This window comes from Brevibacterium aurantiacum, from assembly GCF_007558825.1.
Classification (GTDB): Bacteria; Actinomycetota; Actinomycetes; order Actinomycetales; family Brevibacteriaceae; genus Brevibacterium; species Brevibacterium aurantiacum_A.
Genome location: NZ_VLTK01000013.1, coordinates 64,122 through 89,815, shown reverse-complemented (window position 1 = coordinate 89,815; position 25,694 = coordinate 64,122). Strand labels below are relative to the sequence as shown.

Annotated in this window: 21 protein-coding genes; 3 read left to right on the top strand and 18 right to left on the bottom strand. The window is 63.5% G+C overall.

Going from position 1 to position 25,694, the window contains the following annotated elements:
- Positions 1–4: 4 nt before the first annotated feature.
- Complete coding sequence (locus FO013_RS18410) at positions 5–646, bottom strand: TetR/AcrR family transcriptional regulator (protein WP_186293196.1); 642 nt, start codon at positions 644–646, stop codon at positions 5–7.
- A 78-nt stretch (positions 647–724) separates the two neighbouring features.
- Between FO013_RS18410 and FO013_RS18405 the strand changes: the two genes are divergently transcribed.
- Complete coding sequence (locus tag FO013_RS18405) at positions 725–1,684, top strand: quinone oxidoreductase family protein (protein WP_143924015.1); 960 nt, start codon at positions 725–727, stop codon at positions 1,682–1,684.
- A gap of 24 nt (positions 1,685–1,708) precedes the next feature.
- On the opposite strand, the gene FO013_RS18400 is transcribed toward FO013_RS18405, so the two are convergent.
- From FO013_RS18400 to FO013_RS18370, 7 genes are all read right to left on the bottom strand, one after another.
- The gene (locus FO013_RS18400; RefSeq protein WP_143924014.1) at positions 1,709–3,253 is read right to left on the bottom strand and encodes an ABC transporter substrate-binding protein; all 1,545 of its coding nucleotides are present in this window, start codon (positions 3,251–3,253) and stop codon (positions 1,709–1,711) included.
- Complete coding sequence (locus FO013_RS18395; RefSeq protein WP_143924013.1) at positions 3,253–4,167, bottom strand: ABC transporter ATP-binding protein; 915 nt, start codon at positions 4,165–4,167, stop codon at positions 3,253–3,255. The genes FO013_RS18400 and FO013_RS18395 overlap by 1 nt, the downstream gene beginning before the upstream one ends.
- A complete protein-coding gene (locus tag FO013_RS18390; RefSeq protein ID WP_143924012.1) occupies positions 4,164–5,036 on the bottom strand; it encodes an ABC transporter ATP-binding protein in 873 nt (290 codons plus the stop codon). Before FO013_RS18390 ends, FO013_RS18395 begins: the two co-directional genes overlap by 4 nt.
- Before the next feature lie 5 nt (positions 5,037–5,041).
- Positions 5,042–5,920, bottom strand: coding sequence for an ABC transporter permease (locus tag FO013_RS18385; RefSeq protein WP_143924011.1), 879 nt, complete (start codon positions 5,918–5,920; stop codon positions 5,042–5,044).
- 2 nt (positions 5,921–5,922) lie between these two features.
- The gene (locus FO013_RS18380) at positions 5,923–6,861 is read right to left on the bottom strand and encodes an ABC transporter permease (RefSeq protein WP_186293195.1); all 939 of its coding nucleotides are present in this window, start codon (positions 6,859–6,861) and stop codon (positions 5,923–5,925) included.
- Positions 6,862–7,020: 159 nt separating this feature from the next.
- A complete protein-coding gene (locus FO013_RS18375; RefSeq protein WP_143924009.1) occupies positions 7,021–8,088 on the bottom strand; it encodes a proline racemase family protein in 1,068 nt (355 codons plus the stop codon).
- A 4-nt stretch (positions 8,089–8,092) separates the two neighbouring features.
- Positions 8,093–10,183 carry an oxidoreductase gene (locus tag FO013_RS18370; protein WP_143924008.1) on the bottom strand — a complete coding sequence of 697 codons (2,091 nt, stop codon included), beginning with the start codon at positions 10,181–10,183 and terminating at the stop codon, positions 8,093–8,095.
- 167 nt (positions 10,184–10,350) lie between these two features.
- Between FO013_RS18370 and FO013_RS18365 the strand changes: the two genes are divergently transcribed.
- Entirely contained in the window at positions 10,351–11,088 is a 738-nt protein-coding gene (locus FO013_RS18365; protein WP_260848258.1) for a GntR family transcriptional regulator, read from the top strand.
- A 219-nt stretch (positions 11,089–11,307) separates the two neighbouring features.
- Here FO013_RS18365 and FO013_RS18360 read toward each other — a convergent pair whose 3' ends face one another.
- The 3 genes from FO013_RS18360 to FO013_RS18350 form a co-directional block, all read right to left on the bottom strand.
- Positions 11,308–12,828, bottom strand: coding sequence for an MFS transporter (locus FO013_RS18360; RefSeq protein WP_143924006.1), 1,521 nt, complete (start codon positions 12,826–12,828; stop codon positions 11,308–11,310).
- A 415-nt stretch (positions 12,829–13,243) separates the two neighbouring features.
- A complete protein-coding gene (locus FO013_RS18355) occupies positions 13,244–15,028 on the bottom strand; it encodes a sigma factor-like helix-turn-helix DNA-binding protein (RefSeq protein ID WP_143924005.1) in 1,785 nt (594 codons plus the stop codon).
- Between the two features lie 307 nt (positions 15,029–15,335).
- Positions 15,336–16,874 (bottom strand): aminotransferase class I/II-fold pyridoxal phosphate-dependent enzyme, encoded by a 1,539-nt coding sequence (locus FO013_RS18350; protein WP_260848257.1) that lies wholly within the window; start codon positions 16,872–16,874, stop codon positions 15,336–15,338.
- 91 nt (positions 16,875–16,965) lie between these two features.
- Between FO013_RS18350 and FO013_RS18345 the strand changes: the two genes are divergently transcribed.
- Positions 16,966–17,988 carry a LysR family transcriptional regulator gene (locus FO013_RS18345; protein WP_143924004.1) on the top strand — a complete coding sequence of 341 codons (1,023 nt, stop codon included), beginning with the start codon at positions 16,966–16,968 and terminating at the stop codon, positions 17,986–17,988.
- A 24-nt stretch (positions 17,989–18,012) separates the two neighbouring features.
- Here the strand turns inward: FO013_RS18345 and FO013_RS18340 are convergent, their stop codons facing one another.
- The 7 genes from FO013_RS18340 to FO013_RS18310 form a co-directional block, all read right to left on the bottom strand.
- Positions 18,013–18,471 carry an RrF2 family transcriptional regulator gene (locus FO013_RS18340; RefSeq protein ID WP_143924003.1) on the bottom strand — a complete coding sequence of 153 codons (459 nt, stop codon included), beginning with the start codon at positions 18,469–18,471 and terminating at the stop codon, positions 18,013–18,015.
- A 27-nt stretch (positions 18,472–18,498) separates the two neighbouring features.
- The gene (locus FO013_RS18335; RefSeq protein ID WP_143924002.1) at positions 18,499–19,407 is read right to left on the bottom strand and encodes a sulfite exporter TauE/SafE family protein; all 909 of its coding nucleotides are present in this window, start codon (positions 19,405–19,407) and stop codon (positions 18,499–18,501) included.
- Positions 19,408–19,526: 119 nt separating this feature from the next.
- Positions 19,527–20,912 carry a tripartite tricarboxylate transporter permease gene (locus FO013_RS18330; RefSeq protein WP_143924001.1) on the bottom strand — a complete coding sequence of 462 codons (1,386 nt, stop codon included), beginning with the start codon at positions 20,910–20,912 and terminating at the stop codon, positions 19,527–19,529.
- Positions 20,909–21,322 (bottom strand): hypothetical protein, encoded by a 414-nt coding sequence (locus FO013_RS18325; RefSeq protein WP_143924000.1) that lies wholly within the window; start codon positions 21,320–21,322, stop codon positions 20,909–20,911. Before FO013_RS18325 ends, FO013_RS18330 begins: the two co-directional genes overlap by 4 nt.
- Positions 21,323–21,369: 47 nt before the next feature.
- On the bottom strand, positions 21,370–22,305 hold the full coding sequence (locus FO013_RS18320) for a hydroxymethylglutaryl-CoA lyase (RefSeq protein WP_313900594.1): 936 nt from the start codon (positions 22,303–22,305) through the stop codon (positions 21,370–21,372).
- Entirely contained in the window at positions 22,302–23,612 is a 1,311-nt protein-coding gene (locus tag FO013_RS18315) for a hydroxymethylglutaryl-CoA reductase, degradative (protein WP_143923999.1), read from the bottom strand. The genes FO013_RS18320 and FO013_RS18315 overlap by 4 nt, the downstream gene beginning before the upstream one ends.
- Positions 23,613–23,792: 180 nt before the next feature.
- Positions 23,793–25,691, bottom strand: a complete 1,899-nt coding sequence (locus FO013_RS18310) for a helix-turn-helix domain-containing protein (protein WP_143923998.1) — start codon at positions 25,689–25,691, stop codon at positions 23,793–23,795.
- Positions 25,692–25,694 lie beyond the last annotated feature (3 nt).

Genomic DNA, 25,694 nt, shown 5'->3' with positions numbered 1-25,694 from the left:
GAACTCAGCCGACGGCGATGCCAACGACGATCATCTGCACTCGGGGAATGAGCTCGTCGAGGTCGTGACCCTCAATGCGAATCCACTGCTCCAACTGAGCGGCCGAGAGTACGGACATGACCGCCTCGGCGTGCAGTCGTGCATCCTCGGCGTGGTCTTCTCTGCGCACCTCGGCGACGAGGATTTCGACGTGTCGACGCCAGAAAGGGTAGCCCACTCTGTCGAAGCGTCCCCGGGGGCTTGATGCCTCGGTGAGGAGGACGAGGTCGAGGTTGCCCGAGATATGTCTCATATAAGCCTCGGTGAAGGCTGCCAGGCGCTCGTCGCCCGGTGCGCCCGGCCCCAGCGGAGGTGGCCCCTGCAGCATCCGCGAGTGCATGTCTCGGACGCGATCGTCGAGCAGCGCCGAGGCGATTCCCGCTTTGTCGGTGAAATTCCGGTACAGCGTGCCCTTGCCGACCTGAGCCCGCTTCGCCAGCTCGTCCATGGTCAGTCCACCGACGCCCTCATCAGCCAGGAGCTGCGTGGCAGAGTCGAGGATTCGACGTCGATTCCGCTGTGCGTCGGCGCGCAGCGGCTGCTCTGGAGTCGCCATGGGAAGAAGGGCTCTTCCAAAAGCGGACTGCGTTCCGGTATGCTCGCTCATATACGGACTATAGTCCGGATATGTATGCGGACGAAAGCTCCGCGAGTAGACCCAGACATCGACTTCAAGGGGGCGAAGATGACATTCATCAAGGTTGAGCAGCATGGTGGTCCAGAGGCTTACGCGCAGGTGGACAACGAGGAACTGGTACCCGCCGAGGGCCAGATCCTCGTCGAACTGAGTGTCTCGGGGGTCAACTTCCTCGATGTCGTCCAGCGCCGTGCGGCTCTGCCCACGCCCTTTCGAGCCGGAGTCGAAGGGGTCGGTCGGGTCGTGTCCACCGGCGACGGTGTCACGGGTTTCGAGGTCGGAACGCGCGTGGGCTGGATGGCTGGTGGGCAGGGAAGCTTCTCGCAGTTCGCCCTCGTCCAGGCGGCCAAAGCGGTTCCGATCCCCGATGACATCGACGATGAGACCGGAGTGGCTGCTCTCATGCAGGGCATCACCGCACATTACCTGACCACGGACACGCATCCAGTGACCTCGGGCGACGTCGTTGTGGTCCACGCGGCGGCCGGGGGTCTCGGCCAGCTGCTCACTCAGGTCGCCGTGCTCAAGGGCGCGACGGTGATCGGCACGACCTCTTCAGAGGAGAAGGCCGAGATCGCCCGAGCGAACGGAGCGAGCCATGTCTTCGGCTACGAGGACTTCGCCGATAAGACCCTGGAGGTCACCGACGGTATCGGCGCCACCGTCATCTATGACGGCGTCGGCAAGACCACCTTCGACGATGATCTCAAGGCCGTGCGCACCCGGGGCACGATCGTCGTCGTCGGCAACGCCAGCGGCCCGGTCGAACCGGTCGACGTCAACACGCTCAACACCTCGGGCTCGCTCTTCCTCACCCGCCCCACCGTCGCCGACCACGTCCGCACCGCAGATGAGATCCGCGGCCGTACAGATGAGATCTTCGCGTGGATCCGCAGCGGAGACCTCAAGGTGAGCATCGGCGCCCGCTATTCCATCGCCGAAGTGGCCGAGGCCTTCACAGCACTCGAATCCCGGGCGACGACCGGAAAGATCATCCTCGAGCACTGAGTTCTCAGCCCGCGGTTGCGAGATCTACTGCGTGAGCTTGGTCTCCCGCAGCCCGTAGGTTCCCAGCACATAGGGTTTGAAGTCGACGACGTCGCTGCTGATTCCGTACAGCGCTTTCTGGTAGGCGACCGGGATGATCGGGGCGTCGTCGGCGACCTTCTGCTGGATCTTCGCGTAGAGCTCGTTCTGCTTGTCCGGATCGGGTTCGGCCAGAGCCTGCGTCGACCACTTCTCGACGTCGGGATCGCCGTAACCGGAGCGGATGCCGGAGTCGTCGGTGACTGCGAGGAAGTTGATCATCTGCGAGGTGTCGGAGACGTCGGAGGTGGCATAACCGACCTGGACTTCGAAGTCGCCGTTGGTGCGGTTGGTCACCAGGGTCGCATCGTCGAGTTTCTGCACATGGACCGTGATCCCGAGGTCCTGCCAGGACTGCTGGGCGATCTGTGCCAGCAGTTCGCGGTCGGCCACGCCGGAAGGGATCTGGATGGTGATCTCCAGCCCTTCCGCGTGGTCGGATTCGGCCATGAGCTTCTTGGCCTCGTCCATGGTGTACTCGCCGCCGGTGATGCCCTCGGCGTGGCCCGTCAGACCAGGGGAGATGAAGGAGCTTGCCGGATCCGCGTAGCCGGCATAGACGACATCGACGACGGACTTCCGGTCGACCGCATAGGACATCGCCCGGCGCACCTTCGGGTCGTCGAGACCCTTGACGGTGTTGTTGAGATTGAAGTAGAGGATCTTCGTCGATTCGAAGGCGGTGGCCGAGACATCCTGTGACCGGTCCATGGTGCTCATGCTCAAGGGGGCAGGCTCCTCATCGATGTGGGCCTGACCGCCCTGGAGCTGGAGTCTTCGGGTGTTGTCCTCGGAGACCACATTGAACGTCACCGAGTGCAGATTCGGCACACCCTCTTCCCAGTAGTCGTCGTTGCGCACGAGCTTGAGGCTCTGCCCCTTCGACCAGGAATCGACCTTGAAGGGTCCCGTGCCGTCGGCATGAGTCGCCATGTATTCGGCATCGTGACCGCCGAAGTCCTTCGGGTAGATCGCAGCGGCGAACAGCGCCATATAGCTGGGCAGCGGTCCCCATGGTTTGGACAGCTCGATCTTGACCGTGGAGTCGTCGACCTTCTTGACGTCGTCGATGAGGGCGAATTCCCCGGCCCAGAGATTGGCGTCGTCGCTTGCGTCCCGCGCGTAGTTGAGTGAGAAGACGACGTCATCGGCCGTGAGCTCCTTGCCGCTGTGGAACGTCACGTTCTCACGCAGATCGAACGTCCACGAGAGCTTGTCCTTCGACTCCTTCCAGTCCGTCGCGAGACCCGGAACGACTCCGGTCCCATCGGGTTTGTTCAGCGTCAGCGTCTCGTACACCTGCTGCAGAGTCCAGATATCGGCATTCTGCGTCGTGGTCGGCGGCAGCAGGGTGGTGGCGTCCTTGCCGCGAGCGAAGATGAGGTCGCCCCCGTTGGCAGGCGCCTCCTCATTGCCCGATCCGCAGCCGGTGAGGATCAGCAGCGACGTGGCGACGACGGCGAGGAATCTGGACGTGCGCCTGCCGAACATCACCGGCCTCCTTCGCTCGCCGAGGTGGTTCGCCGTTTCGGACTCCGATCGAGGAAGGCACTGTCGAACCGGGGGATGGCGTGGAGCAGGGTCTTCGTGTAGTCCTCACGAGGGTTGTGGAAGATCTCGGCTGTCGAACTGCTCTCGACGAGGACTCCGTTGTGGATGACGCAGACACGTTCGCACAGGCTCTTCACCACCGCCAGGTCATGGGAGATGAAGAGGATCGACAGTCCCAGCTCTTCACGCAGCCGAGCGAAGAGAGCGATGATCTCTGCCTGCACGCTGACATCAAGGGCGGACACCGCCTCGTCGGCCACGATCACCTCGGGCTGGACCGCGAGTGCTCGGGCGATGGCCACGCGTTGGCGCTGACCGCCGGACATGGCGGTGGGAGTCCGGTCGAGGAATTCGACCGGCAGGCGCACCATGTCCATGAGTTCGGCGCACCTGCGCTTCAGGGCTGCTCCCGAGGCGAGCTTATGGTGCCTGATCACCTCGGACAGGGTGCTGCGCACCGTGTACCGGGGATCAAGGGAGGCGAAGGGATCCTGGAACACCATCTGGACGACCCGCCACTGCTTCGCGCTGCGTTTCGACTCGAGCTCCTGGCCGTTGAAGGAGACTGTGCCCGAATAATCGCGCTGCAGACCGCAGATGACGCGGGAGACCGTGGACTTTCCGGAGCCTGACTCTCCGACCAGGCCGACGATCTCACCCGGGGCGACGTCGATGCTCACGTCATCGACGGCGGTGAATGCTCGCTCGCCCCGGCCGAAGGTCACGGTGATGTTCTCGGCTCTGAGCCCGGCGCCCGAAGGTGAGGCCGGCCCGGAACCCGAAGGTGAGACCGGCCGGGAACCTGTGCCTGGGCGGGAGTCGTCGTCGCCCTGTGCCAGCAGTCGTGTGGTCATGTCGCCCTCTCCAGCTGTACTCCATCGTCGATACGAGGAGTCGCTGACAGGAGTCTGCGTGTGTAGTCCTCCTGCGGCTCGTCGAAGATTCTCTGCAGATTCCCGTGCTCGATGATCTTTCCGCTCTTCATCACGCTGATGCTCGTGCACAGCTGCGCGACGACGGCGAGATCATGGGTGACGTAGAGCAGACCCAGACCCTTCTCCTGCTGCATCGTGCGAAACAGATCGAGCACCTGAGCCTGGATCGTGACATCTAATGCGGTCGTGGGTTCGTCGCAGAGGAGTATCTCCGGCTCCTGCGCGAGAGCGGCCGCGATCATCACGCGCTGTCGCATGCCCCCGGAGAGTTGGAACGGGTAGTCCGAGACACGACTTTCCGGGTTCGCAATCCCGACTCGGTCCATGAGCTCGATCGCGAGGTCATGAGACGCACGCTTCGACAGGCCCTTGCGCTCGGCGATGGCATCGGTGATCTGGCGTCCGACCTTCATCACGGGATTGAGCGCGATCGCCGGCTCCTGGAACACCATCGAGATTCCGGTGCCGCGCACCTTCTGGTCGTAGCGTCGGCCGCTGCCCGAGGTCAGGATGTTCCTCCCCCGGAATCTGACTTCCCCGTCGACGACAGTGGCCGCCGGCGGCAGCATTCCGAGAATCGTACGCAGGGTCATCGACTTCCCTGACCCCGATTCGCCGACGAGGCCCATCGGCTCTCCGGGCTCAAGGGTGATCGAGACATCGTCGAGGATCCGGTGTTTGCCGACCTCCCCGTCGATGTCGACGGTGAGCGAGTCGACCTCGAGCAGTGGCTGGGCCTGCCCGGGCTGGGACTGACTGGGCTGGGGCGTCGCGGATTCGGGACTCATATGGTTCACCTCTTCGGCTTCAGGATGTTGGTCAGGCCGTCACCGATGAGCGCCAACGCCAGGGATACGAGGACGACGGCGAAGCCGGGCCAGAGGATGAGTCCGTAGTTGCCGGTGCCCATGTACTGTTGGCCGTCATTCATCATCTGGCCCCAGTCTGCTGTCGGCGGGACGATGCCCATGCCGAAGAAGCTGAGGGTGACGACGACGCCGATGTTGAGGACGATGTCAGACATGGCGTAGATGATTCCCTGGCTGACGGTGTTCGGGACGACATGTCGGGCGAGAATGCGCGGAGTCGAGAGTCCGCTGGCGCGACAGGCGGAGATGAACTCCTCCTCACGCAGCACAAGGACCTCACCGCGGACGATGCGGGCGTAGGCGACCCAGGACACGAGGCTGATGGCGACGAAGATGCTGGCCATGCCGTTGCCCATGACGAACACGAGCACGATGACGAGGACGTAGAAGGGGAAGGCCGAGACGATATCGGCCAGGCGCATGATGACGACGTCGACCCACCTGCCGAAATATCCCGCCAAGGCTCCCAGTGCGGTGCCCAGGATGAACGGCACGATGACGGCGATGACGGCGACCATGAGATCGACTCGTCCGCCGTTGAGGAAGCGGGAGAGAATGTCGCGACCCAGCTGATCCGTGCCCATAGGGTGGGCGAGAGAGGACGGGCCGAAGGCGTTGAGGAGGTCCTGCCGATTCGGATCGGCAGTGACGAACAGCGGCCCGATCGCCAGGATCGCGACGATGATGCCCATGATGGCCAGGCCGATCCACAGCTGCAGATTGTGCCGCCGCAGGAACGCCGGCAGCGGCAACGTGAAGCGGGCCTGGGGCGAGGTCTGGGACGCAAGAGGTTCGACGGACATGCTCAGCCTCCCAGCCGTACGCGCGGATCGACGACGCTGTAGATGATGTCGGTGAGCAGATAGACGAGGACGACGAGCACGCCGAAGACGACGGTCAGTGCCTGGACGACGTTGTAGTCACGGGCCAGCACCGACTGCATGAGCAGCGAACCGGCGCCCGGAATCGCGAACACGTTCTCAACGATGAGAGCACCGCCGACGAGATGCCCGACCTGGATGCCGAGAATCGAGATCCCCGTGATTCCGGCATTGCGGAACGCATAGTTCGTCACCGTCTTCGACCGGCTCAGGCCCTTGGACATCGCGAAGTTCGTGTACTCGGCCGACAACGAGTCGTTGAGCGCCGCGGTCAGGCTGCGGATGAGGACGGGACAGATTGTGAGTGCGACCGCGATCCCAGGCAGCACCAGAGAATAGAGATGCTCGCCGAGGTTGCGCCCATATCCGCCGACAGGGAACAGTCCCGTATTCACTCCGAGAACCAAGATCAACAGGGTGCCGACGAAGAATGCGGGCATCCCCTGGACCGTGGCGGTGAAGATTCGGGACACGATCGCCGAGGTTGGGCTCTTGGTCGCTGCCACCCACAGCGAGATCGGGATGGAGATGGCGACGGCGAAGATGACCGAGACCAGCATGAGCATCAGAGTCGCAGGCATGCGCAGCTTGAGCAGCTCGAGCACGGAGGTCTGGAAGATGAATGACGGGCCGAAATCGCCGATGACCAGTCCGCCGAGGAACTGGACGTACTGAATGAGGAACGGCTGATCGAGTCCCCATGCGTGCCGCAGCTGGGCAACCGCCTCCGGGGTGGCTTTGTCACCGAGGTAGGCAGCGGCAGGATCGCCGGGAGCGAGCTGCATGAGTACGAACGAGAGTGTGGCAACGCCGAGGACGATGGGAACCATGAGAAATATGCGCCTGGCGATGTATTTGCCCACGTTCGCTCTCTCCATCGATGCGTAAAGGTATGTTCAATCTACCTTTATATGACGCAGCTCACAATACTCCGCCGAAAGAACTTTACTGGCAGATGGGCTTGCCGAGAGGTTCATACGCGCAGTGTCGCTGTTATTCCGACAGCAGAGGGTCGGGCTCTTTCAGCGCAGAACGAAGCCCGGAACCAGCTCATCGCGGGGATCGACGACGAACGTGCAGGTGGAGACCTTGTGCGCGCTCGCCTCGATGATCGGGATGATGCCGTCCTTCACCTCGTCGAGGACACTTGCTCGGAATCGAGTGCCGATGATCGACTCGTGAAGCAGCGTCTGGCCGGCTGCCAGTTCGCCGCTGGCGTGGAGAATGCCGATTCGCGCCGCCGTCCCGGACCCGCAAGGAGAGCGGTCGACCTGGCCGTCGGCGAAGACGGTCACGTTCCGCTGGTGGAGCTCACCACCTGACCCTAGGCCGAGGCGATTGACGATGATGGTGCCGTAGACCCCGTTCAGTCTGCTGTCGCTGCGATGCTGTGACAGCGGATGGTCGGCCAACGCCGTCTTCACCCGACGTCCGAGGCTGATGAGTTCGTTGAGATTCTCCGGCACGACGGTGAGGCCGATTCGGTCCGCGTCCAGGCAGGCATAGAGCGCGCCTCCCCATGCGAGATCGACGCTGATCGATTGTCGACCGGAGCTGGGCTCTCCTCCGTCCATCGTGGTCTTCGGCGGCTCGTCATCGCAGCTGATATCGATTTCGATGTCGGATGCGATGACTCGACTGGCGACGTTGATGAAGTCGACCGAGGTGACTTCGCCGTCGGGGCCGGTGTGGACGGTGGCGGTGACACGGCCCGACGGGACGTCGATGACGACATCGGTGGCCCCCGATTCAGCAGCGCTCACCAATCCGGATTCGACTGCCCATGTTCCCAAAGCGATCGTCCCGTGGCCGCAGGCAGTGGAGAATCCGTCCTTGTGCCAGAACAGGACTCCGAAGTCGGCACCGTCGTCATCGGGGGCAGTGACGAATCCGCCGTACATATCGGCATGCCCACGCGGCTCGAAGACCAGCAGTCGGCGCAGTCCGTCGATCGCCTCGCTGCCGATCGCGTTCATTCGCTTCTCTGCCACAGTGGAACCCGGGATCTCCACAGGGGGATCGGCGACGATCCGGAAAGGCTCCCCTCCGGTGTGATAGTCGATCGTGGTGATCGTGGCCTGTCCGCTCATCTGCCTAGAGGCCCATTCCCACGCGCAGGCCCTCGAGTACGGCGGCGTGGACATTACGGGAGGCGACGGCATCACCGATCCGATAGAGCGCGAAGGGGGCGCTCGCCTCGGCGGTGCCTGCGGAGGCAGCTCCTGCTGTGGAGGGTGGGATCGCTCCGCTTTCGCGATCCGGCTGGGTGCGACCGTGGATCCAGGAATCGATGTCGATCTCACCGTGATTGCTCGAATGCGGTTTGAGATCGAAGTAGACATCATCGTTGGGTGTGGTTCCGAAATCGACGACCACGGCGTCGGTCTCGAGCTCGGTCTCGATGCCCGAGTAGTCATTGCGCAGTCGTGCGGTGATCAGCTTGCCGTTGATCGTCGGCTTCGCCGCGAGTCGCTCGCCGAGGTGGACCGTGACTCCGAATTCGGAGAACACCTGCAGATAAGCGGGGGAATTCATCGATCCGACGTCCACGCCGATGGTGCGTTCGGGGCTGACGTAGGTCACTTCCTGACCGTTGCGGGCCAGGTGTTCGACGGCGTCGAGGGCCGGATAGAAGCCATGGTCGTCGAAGACGAGGACACGGGACTTATTGCGCAGGTTGTCATCCATGACGTCCCAGACATCGAATGATGGTCCCTCCTCGCGGAAGGGGTAGCCGGCATCGGGGACGCCTCCGGTGGCGACGATGACGACATCGGGTGAGAGCGCGAGGATCTCGTCCGCCTCGGCGAAGGTATCCACGCGGATGTCGACGCCGTGCTTGCGGCACTGCTGCTCACGCCAGTCGATGATGCCGATGAGGTCACGGCGGCGCTGGGAGCGAGCGGCGATCTTCACCTGACCGCCCACCGCAGAGTCGGCTTCCAGCAGGGTGACCCGATGCCCGCGCACTGCAGCCACGCGTGCGGCTTCGAGGCCGGCGGGACCGGCGCCGACGATGACGACGTGCTTGGGGCCGGACTCGACGTCGCGGGTGATCTCCTGTGGCAGATCGGCTTCGCGCCCGCTGGCGGGATTGTGGATGCACGTCGCAGCACCTGAGGTGTAGATGCTGTCGAGGCACATGTTCGCCCCCACGCACGGGCGGATGTCATCCTCCCGCTTCTCCTCGATCTTCTTCACCAGATAGGGGTCGGCAAGCTGGGCCCGGGTCATGCCCACGAGGTCGACGCAGTCGTCCTCGATCGCAAACCGGGCCGTGGGTGCATCCGCGATCCGAGCGGCGTGGAGAACGGGGATGTCGATCGCTTCGCGGATGCGACGGCAGGTCTCGAGCCAGGGTGCCGAGGGGGTGCCCATGCCCGGGATCGCTTCCGCGAGTTCTTTGTCGGAGCTGATGCTTCCGACGTTGAGGTTGAGGAAGTCGACGCCATGGGCGGCATACTCCTTGAGCACCGCAATGGAGGCTTCTTCGGTGATGCCGTCCTCGATCTGTTCGAGGACTGACATGCGCACGCCGAGGGCGAGTCCCTCCGAAGCGCCGCGCATCGCGTCGATGATCTGGAGCGAGAAGCGCATCCGGGCCGCGAGGTCACCGTTGTACTCATCCTCGCGCTCATTGAAGCGGGAGGCGAAGAAGTAGTCGACGAGGTGGCCGGTGTGGAGGAATTCCAACCCGTCGAATCCTGCCGCCTTGACCCGCGCCGTCGCGGCGGCGAAGTCCTCGACCACCCGCTCGATGTCGAAGTCCTCCATGGCCTTGGTGAAAGACCGGTGGGTGGGTTCGCGGTGGCGGCTCGAGGAGATCAGCGGCAGCCAGTCGGCGGTGAAGTTCGAGTTGCGCGGGCCGAGGTGGGTCAGCTGGATCATCACTGCGGCCCCCTCGGCGTGGCAGTCATCGGCGATGGCGGACAACCAGGGAATCACCTCGTCGGTGGAGAGGTCGACATTGCCGAAGGCGGCGGGGGAGTCCTTGGACACGATGGCCGAGCCGGCCGTCATCGTCAGTCCCACCCCGCCGCGGGCCTTTTCTCGGTGGTAGAGACGGTAGCGGTCCTTGGGCATGCCGAGCTCGGTATAGGCCGGCTCATGCGCGGTGGAGACGATGCGGTTCTTGAGCTGCACCGGGCCCAAGGTGAAGGGCTGGAGCAGAGGATCGTGGGACATGGTTCCTCCTTCTTCGCAGGAACGACAGTGGTCACTTCGCAGGAACCACACCGAGGTGTCGACGAGCTCATCCCGACGTGATCGACATGAGAGTAGTCGATAACCGATTACTTCACTCAATCGTGGGCCGTCGTGGTTATGCTGTCAATAGTCATCGAAGGAGAATCTTGGTCACCAGCGAATCCGGAGCACCTGAAGCGAAGCGCCCGGCGGCGGGCAGTCACGCATCGGGCACTCACACATCGATCCCGGCTCGTCCCGAGACGGTCCCGACGCTGAGGGAGCACGCACTCGTCGTCATCCGCCATGCGATCACGACCGGGGATCTCGCCGAGGACACGATCTATTCGGCCGCGGGATTGGCCAAGCAGCTGGGTATGTCCCTGAGCCCCGTCCGAGAGGCCATGATGTCTCTCGTTGCCGAAGGGACAGTGGAGGCCGTGCCGAACCGCGGCTTCCGCCTAGTGCCGGTCACGCGAGAGGACTTGGAGGAGATCATCGGCATCAGGGCCCTGCTCGCGGGGCCCGCGGTCGAAGCCCTGTGTGCCCGGGCCGGCGAGGATCCGGCAGCGAGTGCGTCCGCGCTCGGCGATCTTCGCCGGCACGCCGAGGCGGCGCTGGCAGCGGCGCTTGAGGAAGACACGATCGGCTTCATGACTGCCGATCGTCTCTTTCACGAGCATCTGCTCGAACACGGTCTGGGTCGCCGGGCGGCCGACATCAGTCTGCGGCTGCGCGACCAGTCGCGTGTCTTCGCGGCTCATCCGATCGCCGCCATCGTCGATGCCGAATCGGCACAGCAGATCGTCGACCTCGTCGGGCTCATCGAGGCCGGCCGCTGCGCCGAGGCTCGGGCCCTGGTCATTGACAACCTCTTCTACTTCAGGCGGGCCGAGGACCTCTAGTCCGAGCGAGACAGCGGTCGAATGGAGACAGATGATTAGCCGCGGACGAACACCGGCCAAGCGATACAGACGGCGAAGCGGCCGACCCCGGTCAGGGGACGACCGCCTCGGCGATGGTCTGAGCTGTTGGTCAGGCTGGTCGGTCAGGGCAGTCGGTCGGGCCTGCAGATGACCGGGAACACACCTTCGCGATCCGGGATCATACCTTCACCACCGGGATCATACCTTCACCACCGGGATCGGCATGGTGTCCGGATCGAGATCCGGGTTGTCATCCTGGCCGGCCGCGAGTTCAACGGCCTCCTCGTGAGTTTCCACAGTCGGGAATGATCCGAGCAGCGGCCTGTGCGCCGATTCCTTCATCAGGAGCACCGCTGCGAAGGCGATGACCGAGAAGAACATGATGTAGAACGCCGGCATGTACGAGTTCCCGGTGAGATCGATGAGAGCCTGGCTGAACAGCGGCGTCGTGCCGCCGAACAGGGAGACTCCGATGTTGAAGGTCAGACCCATGGCGCCATAGCGCGACGCCGTCGGGAACAGGGCCGGCAGCGTCGATGCGAGGCAGGCGATGTAGAAGCCGGCCGGCACAGCGACCATGAACAGCGCGACGATGACGGCCCACATCTGGCCGATCTGCATGACCGCGAATGCCGGGACCATCAGTACGATCGTCATTCCCGCGGCAATGAGGAAGACCCGCTTACGGCCGATCTTGTCGGACAGGCGCCCGATCAGCGGCAGGCACAGTGACATGACGACGAGCACCGGAATGGTGGCTACTGCCGCTTGGACGTTCGAGACCTTGACCGTCTCCTCAAGGTAGGTCGGCATGAAGCTGGTGAGGGCGTAGCCCACCGTCTGCGATCCGGCGACGATGGCGATGCCGATGAGGATCTCTTTCCAGAAATGACGGACGACGCCGATGAGGCCGTGGCGAGCGTATTTGTCGTCCTTGACCTTCACATCGAGGCCCTCGGCCACGGAGGCTTCGAAGCTGGGCGTCTCGGGGATCTTCAGTCGGAACCAGATGGCGACGGCGCCGAGTGGGATTGCGATGAGGAACGGGATCCTCCAGCCGCCGTCGACCATGGCGGTCTCACCTGCGATGCTCGTTGAGATGACGGTGGTGATGGCGACGGTGCCTGCACCGGCAGCGAAGCCGAGGTAGGAGCCGACGTCGAGCCAGGAAGCCCAGAATCCACGCGACTTGTCCGGGGCGAACTCGGACACGTAGGTGGTCGCGCCGGCGTATTCGCCGCCGGTGGAGAATCCCTGGATCATCTTGAGCAGGTAAAGAGGGATGATCACCCACAGGCCGATCTGGGCCGCGGTGGGCAGGACGCCGATGAGCGCAGTGGCAGTGGCCATGGTGGCCATGGTGAAGAAGAGGACCTTCTGGCGCCCGATCTTGTCACCCAGTGGGCCGAGGACCATGCCGCCGAGTGGACGGACGAGGAAGGAGACCGCGAAGCCGAACAGGGTGACGAGCAGACCCATCTGCCTGTCCATGCCTTCTGTGAAGACCGTGGTCATGGTGACGGCCAGGTATCCGTAGACGCCGAAGTCGAACCATTCCATGAAGTTGCCGACCGTGGTGCCGCCGATTGCGGTGCGAATGGATTTCTTCTCGATCACGATGCAGTGGTCGGCCTCTAAGCGCTTCTTCTTGAGAGCTTTCCGCTCCCTGCGGGGCAGCTTCGTCCCATCCAGAATCGGGTTTGCTTGGCCTTCTGACATCAGTGGTTCCTCGTTTCAGATGCAATTCGATTTTCTGACACCCAAAGAACTCGAGAGTTGCGGGGCGATCGCTTTCGACAATGCTGAACATCTTTACTCGATTAGTCACTCCTGTCAACAACTTTAGTGAGACAGATCACGATGAGTTGTCCCTCGGGTAAGTATTCTGTGGGTCTGGTGACGGCGACCGGGGTATTTACCTCAGGTGAACCTGTGGTTATTGGAGGCAGGTTACGGCAGCGGGGTATCCGGCGTGCGAATCGGGCGTGCGAATCGGGCCTGCGTCGGCAGTCGCTGCAATTCGAGGCGCAGTCAGCTCAGGTGGATGTGCGATCGGAATGGGGAGTGCCCCAGTGTGCGGCGCTCAGTTCGACGAAGAGGCCGTGCTCAGTTCGAGGTGCCGTGCGGTGTCGGATCAGGGGGTGGGGTTTTCGGAGCCTGGTGAGGACGGCTCCTCAGGCGACTCATCAGAAGGTTCCTCGCTTGGCTCCTCAGATGGCTCTTCTGACGGCTCTTCTGAAGGTTCCTCGCTTGGCTCCTCAGTCGGCTCATCTGATGGCGGTGGGTCCGACGGTGTTTCGGGGTCGTCGGAGGGTGGTGGTGTCGGTTCTGACGGTGACTCTGGGGCCGGCTTGTCAGAATCCGACGGGCTTGGTTCGTCTGGTTCTTCTGCCGACGGTTGATCGTTGCTGTCGCCTGTGTCGCCGGGGTTGTCTTCGGTCGATGGACTGTCGTCCGACCGGCTGTCATCGTGTCCTGGGGTCCGGGATGACTGCTCATCCTCGTCCCTGTCGGAGTCAGATGCCTTCGATGTCTCGGATCCCGACTCTTGGTTTTGCTTGTCCGAGTTCGTGTCATCCGGAGACTGGGAGCTGCTGTTCTTGTCGTCCTTCTTCGAAGAGGAATTTTCCTTCGAGGAGGAGTCTTCTGGTGAGACTGCAGTGCCTGCGTTGCCGGATTGAACCCCCGTCTGCTCAGTTTGCTGCGGCACGATGGCCACACCGACAAGCGTTCCCAGGAGCCCGACGCACGCGGCGACCACAGGGATCAGAACGGGTTTCGGCATGCTGAACCGAGTTGCTGCAGGCGTCAGGGTCGAGGTCTCAGCGGCTGCTGACTGTGCGCCGAACGCGGCGAGCGATACGGGTTCGACGGTATTTGTGTCGTCTGCGGCTGCACCCGCGGCATCAGCAGAAATGCCCGCAGCGTCAGCGGTTGCGTTCGCAGTTTCAGCGGATGCATCTGAATCCACGGCAGACTCATCGGCCGCGGAGGAACCGGCTGCCGCAGGGATGACTTCGGGTGCAGAATCTGCCTCGGCCGCCGACTCTGTCGCCGAGTTGGCTTCGGCCCCTGCGGCAGGTTTGAGTGCCGGTGCGCTGTCGATGCCCGTGCCTGCCGGGACGGGAACGGGCAGGACGGCAGTGGCAGTGTCTTCGTCAATGGAGCCGGCGCTTCCGCCTGCGACGTCTGTGCCCTCGGCCACCGTGGTTTCAGCGTCGGGCTGCGTACCAGCTGGCTCTTCGACTGCAATCATTTCGGCAACAGCGGGAGTTGGTTCTGGAATTGCCTGTGCCAGGGTGGCCGAGAGGCGCTCGATGACGATCGGCGAGGTCAGAAGCGCAGGAATGAGCGCGGCGCGGTGATCGGCGGTTGCTGTGCTGTCTGCCCGGCGGACCTGCTGCCATTCGTCCTGCAGGCCCTGACGTGCGCGACCGGCCAGCCTGTCGACTGTCGATGCTTTGATATTCAGCTGCTCGGCAACGGCCTCGGGTGAGAGCCGTTCGACTTCGCGCAACCACAGGATCCGCTGCCAGTTGTCGGGCAGGTTCGACAGTGCCTGTGAGACAAGGGCAGCCTCTGGAGCTGCTGTGTCCGAACCACTCGCTGACGTCTGATCTGTGGACGTCAGGTTCGCGAGATGTGCATCGATCTCGGCGTCCACCATCGAGCGCAGACCCTCGGCCGTGTCGGAGGACCTGTTGAGCAGGGACCTGAGCACACTGAGGAAAGCATCATCTGTGACCTGTCTTGCCGTCGCATCGGGCAGGGACGATGATGCTCGTGCTACGGCGTCATCGCGGTAGCGGCGGTAGATCTCGGAATAGGCACCGGCGGTTCCGGCCTCGATGAGCGAGAGGAGCTCGCTCTCCGTGAAATCGGCGAGTTCTTCCCCTGGCTGATGTGCGTGCGCGTCCATCCGGTCCTGAATCCTTCGGTAGCGTCATGCAGTCTGCGGCTCGTCAGTGCAGACTGCGTCTGGTCCAGCGGTGAGAATAAGGGAAGAGCAATCTGTGTGGAATCTATCCTCAGCGGCGACTGTAGCCGACAAGACGGCTTTTTGCATTCAGTATCGCTATTTGAACAATCAACCAGTCTCATGGGGGCGATGAACGGATCCGACCAGAGGCAACAGGCCGCTTCGAGGCAATGGACCGGCTGACGGCAATCGACAATCTGACGGCAATGGACCGGCTGACGGCAATGGAGAAGCGTCAGACTGGAAGTCAGTCCTTGAGTACCCGGAACGTGCTCAGTTTCGGATCGACTCCGCCGCGGACGTGTCCCGACGGGCTCGCAGCCACGGCCTGCAGGAACTCGACGGTCTCCGCGGTGATCTCCTCACCGGGCAGGACATTCGGGATTCCGGGTGGGTACGCGGCCAGCGAGCTGACGCTGGTTCGGCCGACAGCCTCGGCGGCGGGGACGAGCTCGGAATCCGCGAAGTACGCATCACGCGGCAGGGCAACCAGCTTTCCGGGGCTCGGCAGCGCCGGGATCCCGGCCGAAGCCGCCACGGTTTCTGCGGGCCTGTCATTGTCGTGTTCGAGGCGCATCCGATCCAGAGCGTCGAAGAGTCGGCTGAGGTCGGGGGACTTGCCGATGCCGATGAGTGCGACGATGGTCGTGGCCGTCGCCATCTCGGCGAAGATGTCGAATTCCTCGGTCAGGCGTTTGCGCACGGCATGGCCTTCAAGTCCCGTCGAGGTGATGTCGATGGGCAGTCGGAAAGGATCGATGTCGACGACATCGGCATGGTTCATGAAGTCCCCGGAGAGCAGGTGATAATGCTCTGAGCCCTCGATTCGGGCACGGATCTGGCGGATATTGTCCAGCGAATCGGCAATCGCATCGTGGGAATTCACGAGATCGCGGCGGGCGATGTCGATCGATGCCATCAGGTGGGCGTTCTCGCTTGTCGAGGCTGTCATCATGAAGGCACGGGCCAAGGCCGGTTCGAGTCTGTCTGCGAACTCGGTGTCGCCGAGGTGGAGCAGGGCTGATTGTGTGAATGAGCCGGCGAGCTTGTGGGTGCTCATGATGACGATGTCGGCGCCCAGCGCGACCGGAGATTCCGGCAGGTCCGGATGGAAGCCGAAGTGGGCGCCCCATGCGGCGTCGATGATGAGGGCGGCGCCGGCTTCGTGGGCAACCTCAGCCAGTGCGCTGACGTCGGCGACCGCACCGAAGTAGCTGGGGGTCACCAGGTAGACGGCAGAGACTTTCTCGGGATGGGCCGTGATGGCATGGCGCAGCGAGTCTGGGGTGACTCCGTGGGCGATGCCGTTGACCTCATCGACGTTGGGAGAGACGAAGCCGGGGTTGAGTCCGGCCAGCACGATGCCGTCGATGAAGCTCGAATGGGCGCTGCGCTGGGTGACGACGCCCGTGCCCAGTGTGCCGATCGCCAGTGCTGCCATGCGATTGCCCTGCGAGGAGCCGTTGGTGAGGAACCATGTGCGCCGTGCGCCCCAGGCCTCGGCTGCCAGATGCAGTGCTTCGTCCTTCGGGGTGTCGACGCCAAGGTCGATGCCGTCGAAGAGCGGGGGGATGTCCAGGGAGAGGGTGTGCTCGCCGAAGAACTCGGCCTGACCTGCGGAGATTCCCGTGGTGGTGCCGCCGTGTCCGGGAGTGGACAGGAACAGCGAGTCACGCTTGGCCGCCGCCTGCAGCGCATCGGCATAGGGCGCGTAGGACTTCGCGGTTCCTGGGAATGCCGAATGATCTGAAGCGGATGTCATGGGGGAGTCTTGGTGCACGGTCATGATTCCAGGTTAGGCAACGGGCCCTTGGCGGGAGAATACCAAGTTCCCTAAACTGATGAATACACACTATTGATCTCGAGGTAAGAGGATAATGGAAACCCTGGATACCCGTGGACTCATGGCCCTGCGCGCGATCGCCGAGGCCGGCTCGGTCGCAGCGGCGGCAGCCGCGCTGGGGTGGAGCCAGCCGACGGTCAATCATCACCTGCGCAATCTGGAGAAGGCTCTGGGGTCGACCTTGATCGAGAAGAGCCCTCGGGGATCCCAGCCCACAGTGGTCGGCAGCCTCGTCGTCTCCCGTGCCATCGAGATCCTGGGGCTGTGCGATCGCCTCGGCGCCGAGGTGGCTCTATGGCGTGAAGATCAGGCAGTCCCTGTTCGCATCGGGGCCGTCCCCACGGTCGGCGCCCGGGTGATCCCAAAGCTGCACAACCAGCTGCAGAAGCGTGCGCGCTGGCAGACCCCTGATGAGATGGCCGCTGTTCTTCCCGCGCCCGCGGATATGACGACCACTGCTGCCCTCGATGTGACCATGGATGAGCATGCGAAGCTCGTCGCCAGGCTGGAATCCGGTGACCTTGATCTGGCGCTGCTCGTCTCCACCGACATCGACAGAACCTGGATTCCCTCGACCCTGACCGCGAGGCACCTGTATTCGGAGCAGCTCTTCCTCTGCGTGCCGAAGTCCGTGGGCCCGATCGCCCTTGACGCCCACGGCATGCCCGACCTCACCTCACTCGTGTTCCAGACTTGGGCGTTCAGCATCGATCCCGGTGACGCCATCGACGAGGTGGTCAGGTCGTTCTGCATCGCTGCCGGGTTCGAGCCCCGGGTGGGAATGAGGATGGATGACTATGCGGCGATCATCCGCATGATCGCCGCTGGGCTGGCGGTCGCGGTGATCCCTGATTCCTCGGTGCCGGAGGACCCGACGGTCGAGATCATCCCGATGCCGATGGACGCCTGCCGCCGCGACGTGCTCCTCGTGTCCCGTGCCCGTACGGCGGAGTCGAGTAAGAAGGTCTCGCGGCATGACCCGATCGTCGCCGCCCACAATGCCGCCATCGCCGAGGTGGTCGCCGACGTCGGGGTCGTCACTGCGCAGTGGCGGTGACGATCGTTTTGCGGTTTTGCCTGCTCAGTGCGGCTGCCAGGCGTCTTCGATCGCGACCCTCTCGGTCACCTCGGCGGGAAGGGACTTCGAGGCCAGTGCCTCGATGGTCACCTGTTCGAGGACATCGCGCAGGGCGAACCTGGCCGCGATCCACACCTGCTGAAGTGACTCGGCGGCATCGTCGTACTCGACGGCTTCCGGGCGCTGCCCGTAGATCGAGACCAGGGGGCCGTCGACGGCTCGGATGACGTCGGCGATGGTGGTGGCGCTCGCCGGCTTCGTCAGTTTCCAGCCCCCGGACTTGCCGCGGACGGAGGCCACGATCTCGACTCTGCGCAGGTCGGCGAGGATAGCCTGGAGGAATCCCTTGGGGATGCCCTGTCGCTTTCCCAGTTCGTCGGCGCTGATGGGGCCACCGTCGCTGACGTTGGCGATCTCGATCAGGGCGCGAAGCGCATAGTCGGATTTCGTGGTGACCCGCATGCCGTCATAGTAACAGCGGGTTCAGCTTCAGCTGGCCGCGCCGACCTCGACCTCGGCTGCCTGGGCGGCTTCTGCGCGCCGAGCCCTGCGCTCGTTCCCTACGGCCTGAACGATGAGGGCGACCCAGACGGCAGCGAGCACCATGAGGATTGTCGAGACGGTGGCGGTCGAAGCGCCGAGCGCCAGCGCGATGGTGCGTGCGTTGGTGAGGATGATGATTCCACCTGCCGCGATGGCGAGGATCCGAGCAGGCAGGATCTTGACCAGCCAGGCGGCGAAGGGGGCGGCGATGATTCCACCGATCAGAAGGGCGGCTGCGATGGACCACTCGATGCCCGAGGAGCCGAGGGCAAACAGGAACCCGAGCGAGCCGCCGACAGCGACGACGAATTCGCTGGTGTCGATCGAGCCGACGACCTTGCGCGGCTCGAGCCGGCCAGACGACAGGAGCGTTGTGGTTCCGACTGGCCCCCAGCCGCCTCCGCCGATGGAGTCGAGTGCACCGCCGATGAGACCGACGGGGACGAGGAGCTTCGGGCCCGGACGTCCCTTGAAGGTGGGGCGGCGGCCGCCGAGGGCGAGGAATCGCCAGATCACATAGACGCCGAGGAGCAGCAGAATGCCCGAGATCCACGGAGTGGCCGCGTCACCGCTGAGGCCGGCGAGGAACGTGGCGCCGGCGAAGGCTCCGATGAAGCCGGGTACCGCGAGGATCGAGACCGTCTTCCAGTCGACATTGCCGAACTTGTGGTGCGAGATCCCGGAGACCAGCGAGGTGCCGATCTCGGAGAAGTGCACCGCCGCCGAGGCGGTTGCCGGGGCGATCCCGGCGGCGAGCAGCAGGGTCGTCGACGTCACCCCATAGGCCATGCCGAGGGAGCCGTCGATGAGTTGGGCAAGGAGCCCGACGAGCCCGAGGACGATGAGTTGGCGCATGGTGGGGACCTTTCAGCATGCCGAAGATTGTTGAGCAATTCGATCGATGCCAACAATACCCACTAAGTCCATCGGATTACTAGACTATGAATTTCTGTGACGTTTCCGGACCTTGCGCGTCACAGCGCCAAGACCGCCGGAACGGTGAGGACGGCGACGTAGTAGCCCATGAACTGGACGCCGGCGTGCATGCCGATCATGCGATTGAACAGGCCGCCGACCAGTCCCACGGTGATGGTCACACCGAGTGCGAGCAGCCCGCCTTCGTATAGGCAGATGACACAGATGAGCGCGGCGAAGCCTGCGATGATCGCCTCGTGGGAGACTGATTTCATCACCCAGGTAGCAGCCCGGTGGGCGTTTCTCATCACGAACGGATAGGCGACTGCAACGGCGATGACCGCGGCGATGATCGAGAAGAGCGCGAACTCACCGGTCGACAGCAGGTCATGCAGGTTGTTCGTCTCACCCGTCTTGGCATCAAGAGTGTAGACAGGCGGTGCGTTGAAGAGGGGCGCGGCCGGGCCCGCGGCCATGGGTGAGAGCGGAAGCCCGATGGCGATCAGCGGGATCAGGGTCTCGGCGATATAGGTCGACTCGGTGGTTCCGTTCCTCACCGACACGACCGTTGTCAGCCGATGGAAGCCGTTCTTGATCCGGCTGCCGGCGATCTCACCCATGAGCACCGCCATGGCGACGGGTGAGAAGACGAAGGTTGCGCTGGTGATGACGGCCGAACCGCTGGTGTAGGCCAACTGCTGCCGGTCCAGGACCGTGAATGGGTTCGGCAGCTTTGGGCCACCGGCGGGCCGGACGTCGGGAGCAAGATCGAATTCCCGCTTGCCTGTCTGCGTCATCGATCGACGGCCTGCGGGGGACAGGGCAGAGAACAGATCGTAGATGAGCGGGCCGGTCGCCATGCCCAGGAAGAAGGAGGTCGTGAACGTCGCTTCCTTCTGTTCGAGGATGAACGCCTGCAGCCCGACGATGATGAGGACGAAGGGGATCAGAGCGAGAACTGCCGCCAGCTTTCCCTTCGAGGTATACGCGACGAGTATGGCCGCCGCGATGAAGATCCACGGTGCTGCGGCACCGATGGCCTCAGCGAACGGAGTGAGGACCAGGGCGAAGAGAATCGACAGCGGAATCGCGATGATCACCGAGATGACGCCACCCGATATGGCCTTCTGCAGGGCGATATGGGGCACTCCGAGAGAACGCAGCAGCTGTGCCTCGCGCAGCATCGGCACTGCAGTGGTGTCGCCGGGTATCCCCAGCAGTGTCGTGGGCACGGCGTGAGAGATGTGCTTGGCGATGATCGCTGAGAGGAAGAAGGCGATGACACCGGCCGGCGGCACACCGATGAGGATGACGAGCAGTGCCAGGGGTGCGACGATCGCTGTCTCGTCGGTGCCTGAGATGAGGCCGATTCCGGTGAAGAGCACTGCAGCCAGCAGGGCCATGCCGATTGCCCACAGGATCGGTTCGATGAGGTCCGCGCTCACAGCTGTGCACCCTTCGCTCGGTTCTCATGATTCTCGACCAGGGCGTCGAAGAGCCCGAGCGCTCGGATCTCCTCCTGCACTGCCGGTTTGAGATCGCTGGGGTCACCCAGGTCTCCGTACTCTTCGACGACTTCGTCGATGACTTCCTGCCTGTTGCGCGTGTCAGCCTCTGATTCGGTGATCACTCGCTTGGGCTTGAACAGTATTCCGGAGATCACGGCACCGATGATGCAGCCCACGATCCCGATCAGGAGGGCATAGGAATGCCCCAGTTCCGGATCGCCGGTGGTCGTGAAGAAGTGGTCGGAAATGAGGAATGCCGGTACCGCCACCCCGATTCCGATGGCAATGCTGCCGACGAGATGTTTCGAGTCGACGGTGTCATTCCAGACTTCGAGCAGCTGTGGCATCTTCGCCTACCTTCTGTTGATGAACTGTCTGTTGATGAGTGGTGGTGTTACTGATTGACGATGGCCGCGGATGTGGCAGATGCCAGTGGCTTGTCGAGCTGCCGGCTGAGCCATTGGCTCGTCTCCGCGATTGTGCGGATGTCGACTCCGGTCGAGATTCCCAAGCCATTGAGCATCCACACGAGATCCTCGGTTGCCAGATTTCCGGTTGCCGAACCCGCGAACGGGCAGCCTCCGACTCCTCCGGCAGAAGCGTCGAATTCACTCACTCCGAGTTGGAGGGCGGCGAAGACGTTGGCCAGCGCCTGGCCATAGGTGTTATGAGTGTGCAGCGCGATCGCGTCGACGGGGACGCCGCTTTCGATCAGTGCCTGCAGGACAGCAGTCACGTGTCCAGGTGTCGCGGTGCCGATCGTATCTCCGAGCGAGATCGACGAGCAGCCGGCCTCCAGCAGCTGCGCAGCCGCGGTGACCACGCGTTGCGGATCCACTGGACCTTCCCAGGGGTCGCCGAAGACCATGGACAGATACCCGCGGGCGTGCATCCCCGCCGAGGTGGCCGCCGCTGCCACGTCAAGGTTGCGTGCCGTGGTCACCTCGAGGCTGTCGCCGAGGTTGGCCCGAGAGAACGATTCAGTGACACTGACGAAGACGGCGACGTCCTTGGCCCCAGCCGCCCTGGCATCGTCGAGCCCGCGACGGTTGGGTACGAGGACCGGATAGGAGATGTCCGAGTCGAGGTCGAGCTCGTCGAGAACCGAGCGGGTGTCGGCCATCTGCGGAACGGCCCGAGGAGACACGAAGCTGCCTGCTTCGATGGTTCTCAGGCCGGCACCTGCCAGTCGGGAGATGAGCTGGGCACGCGTCTCGGCGGGCAGAGTGACTGATTCGGCCTGGAGGCCGTCCCGTGCGCTGACCTCGTAGACCCTGACCTGAGTCGGCAGCGTGTCATGGGTGAACACCTGAGGGAGTGAGTCCATCATTTCGATCCACCTGAGCGAAGCTCGGCGAGGATGGCCTGAACTCGGTCGAAGCGGAAGGCCTTCTCTTCGATGAGCCTCTTCACGATGGCCTTGGATTCCTCGGCGGTGGCACCGGCAGACATGGCGAGGTTCTTCGCATGCAGCGACATGTGGCCGCGCTGCACACCTTCGGTGGCAAGGACTCGCAGGGCCGCCAGATTCTGCGCCAGACCTGCGGCGACGATGATTTCGGCCAGATCCTTCGCCGTGCTCACCTCGGCGATCTGGAGTGCGGTTCGGGCCGCAGGGTGGACCTTCGTGGCACCACCCACGAGGCCGACGGGCATCGGCATCTCGAGGTTGCCCACGAGGTTGCCCTCGGCATTCTTCTCGAATGTGGACAGTGAGGTGTAACGACCGTCGATGAGGGCATGCGAATGGGCGCCGGCTTCTACAGCGCGAGTGTCATTGCCGGTGGCCAGGACGACGGCGGAGATGCCGTTCATGATGCCTTTGTTGTGTGTGGCGGCGCGGTACGGGTCGGCTGCGGCCAACTCATAGGCATGGAGGATGTTGTCGACGACCTCGGCGCCTCCCAGCAGCTCCTTGTCGAAGACGGCGCGTGCTCGGCTCAGACGCAGATCGGCCTTGTTCGTCAGGATTCGCAGGAGTGCGTCACCTTCGGCGATCGCCGCGAGACTGCTTGAGACGGCCTCTGCCATGGTATTCACCGCGTTCGCGCCCATGGCGTCGCGGACGTCGACATGGAGGTGGACGACGACGTAGGTTGCCGACTTCGCCTCGACGAGGCGGACATCGAGGCCCTTGACGCCTCCGCCGACCTCGACGAGCTTCGGATCCTGTGCATTGGCCAGGTCGATGATCTCGTCCTGGCGTTCGAAGATGCGAGACCGGGCGGCATGGGGGTCTGCCACATTGATGAGCTGGATCTGCGCCTGCATGATCGGCTGGGTCGAGCTGGTGAAGAACCCACCCTGGGGGCGCGCCATCCGGGCGGCGTTGCTGGCAGCGGCGATGACCGAAGCCTCTTCGGTGGCCATGGGTACGAGGACATCGGTGCCGTTGATCGTGAAGTTGGTGGCGGCTCCCAACGGCAGGGAGAAGACGCCGAAGACGTTCTCACTCAGGTTCGCGGCCTGTTCGGGGCCGAATGCAGTCGCATCGATCTGGGCGAACACCTCGGTGTCGAGCCCGGTTGCCTCGGCTACTGCCGTGCGACGATCGTTGACCGACATATTGCGGAAGTCGGCGATACGACTGTTCTCTGCCATTGTGTGTCTCCTGTCGAGTCTTCTTCGAGTCTGCATCTGCCGACTGCGGCTGCCGAAAGCGGCCGAGCTGAGCCGGTCAGAACGTTCGCGCAGAGCAATTCCGCGCAGAGTTCAGTCAAGCACTTCTGGGCTCGATCACCTATGGCCGTTATGGCCATAGATGTCTCCAGCCACTGGCTGGATCGGCCAGGGCAGGTGGCTCGTGCCTGACTGCATTCAGACCTTCTGCTGGAGCTGATCCAGACGGAGTGCGACGTGGAGGCGGAACGCATATTCGGGTGCACGCCAATCGATGTCGAGTACCGCGTCGATGCGCTCAAGGCGCAGCTTGACGGTGTTGACGTGAACCGAGAGAGCGGCGGCGGTGCGGCTGATGCTGCTGCTGTGTTCGAAGTACGTGCGCAGTGTGGTGACCAGATCGGCGGATTGTCTCCGGTCCCATCGTCGGAGGGGGCCGAGCATGCGCTCCATGAACTGTCCGACGTGTCCGGGGACCGAGCCGAACATGGCTGTGTAGGGAGCGAAGTCCTCGGCGGGTGCGACGCCGCTGGTGATCGACAGCGAATTGAGGACACGCACGCACGACCACAGCTCGTCCTCTGCGGTGCGCAGCTCCGAACGCTGAAAACCGGTGTCGGAGACGACGACCAGGCAGTTGCGCAGGACTTCTGAGGCTGTGAGCAGCTCTTCCAGCTGTGTCCGGGTTCGATGAGCCGAACGGGGCAGCAGCACTGTCAGCCCTGGGGAGCGCTGGGTCATGAGAATTCGCGGCTCGATCCGAGCCAAGTACGAGCCGATGCGGTCGAAGTCGTTGGGGCCGGCTTGGACCACTATCAGCTGCCAAGGGCCGAGGAGGGTGAAGTTGCTGGAGCGCGCTCGCGCTCGCAGCTCGTCCAGACTTCTGGTGTCGGCGATCAGATCGACGGCCAATTCGCCGCGCACACGGTTCTCAGCGTCGGCGCGTGACTGCTCGTTCATCTGGATGAGGGCCAAGGACTGTGCGGCCTGAGCGACGATGCTGTGGTCGCCGTCTTTCGGGTCGTTATGGAAGCGCACGAACAGTCCGCTGTGCTGACGTCTGTTCGACGCCACCGAAGCGGCGATGAGTCGCTTGGCGTGAGCAATCTGAATGCTCCGCCCGGTGCGGCGACTGGTATCCAACGCCGCGAGAATGTCTTCTCGACTCATGTCGACTTCGGCGAAGAAACCCTCGTCTGCTGGGAAATGGGGGGAGTCCAGCCTCCAACTGTCGACGATGAGCACCTCGGCACGGAGAGTTTCGGAGATGACGTTGGTGACGGCTGGTGCCCCGTGGCCCTGCAGCACCAACTGGGTCAGCTGCTCTTCGACCTCGACGAGTCGCTGCAAGGTGCTCGCCTTGGCCGCAGCCAGCTCTTCTGCGGCAGCTGACAGTGCTGCCGCCTCTGCGAGTTCGCCCATGAGTCGCGCGGTCTTGAGAATCACCGAGGCATGGTCTGCCAGGGCGGAGAGCAGAGTGATCTCATCTGCTCCGAAGTCATGGGGGTAGCGATTCGCCGCGAACAGGGCACCGAGTACTTCACCGTCGACGACCATCGGCACTCCGAGGAGCGACTCCATGCCTTCTGCCTTGACCGCTGAGTCCACACGCCGCTCATGAGGCAGCTGAGTCAGGTCGTAGTCCGAAGTCCAGTGGGCGGCTCGGTCACGGACGACCCGGCCCGCAAGTCCGACTCCCGGTGGCACCCGGAGCGCCGGGAGTTGGAGCGAGATCGCCCCGCGACTGGCTCTGACGTTGAGCTCGTCGGTTTCGGGGTTGTATTCGGAGAGGTAAGCGATGTCGCAGCCGATCAGCGACTTGGCTCTGTCGACGAGCTTCTGCAGAAGGCGCTTGGTGTCTCTGACCTGGATGAGCTCAGAGGCGCTTTCGAGCAGGGCGGCGCGTTCATGGTCCTTCTGGCGCCAGCGAACCATGGTCGTGGACAGATCGAGCAGCGAGTCGATGAGGTCCGACTGCCGCCCGAGTTCTGATTCCAACGAGCTGCGATCGACGGGGTTGCCCCGCGCGATCAGGCTGATCGCGCGTGCGACGGAATCCACTGCTGCTGTCTCTGGCCCTGCTGCGCGCTCCGTCATGGG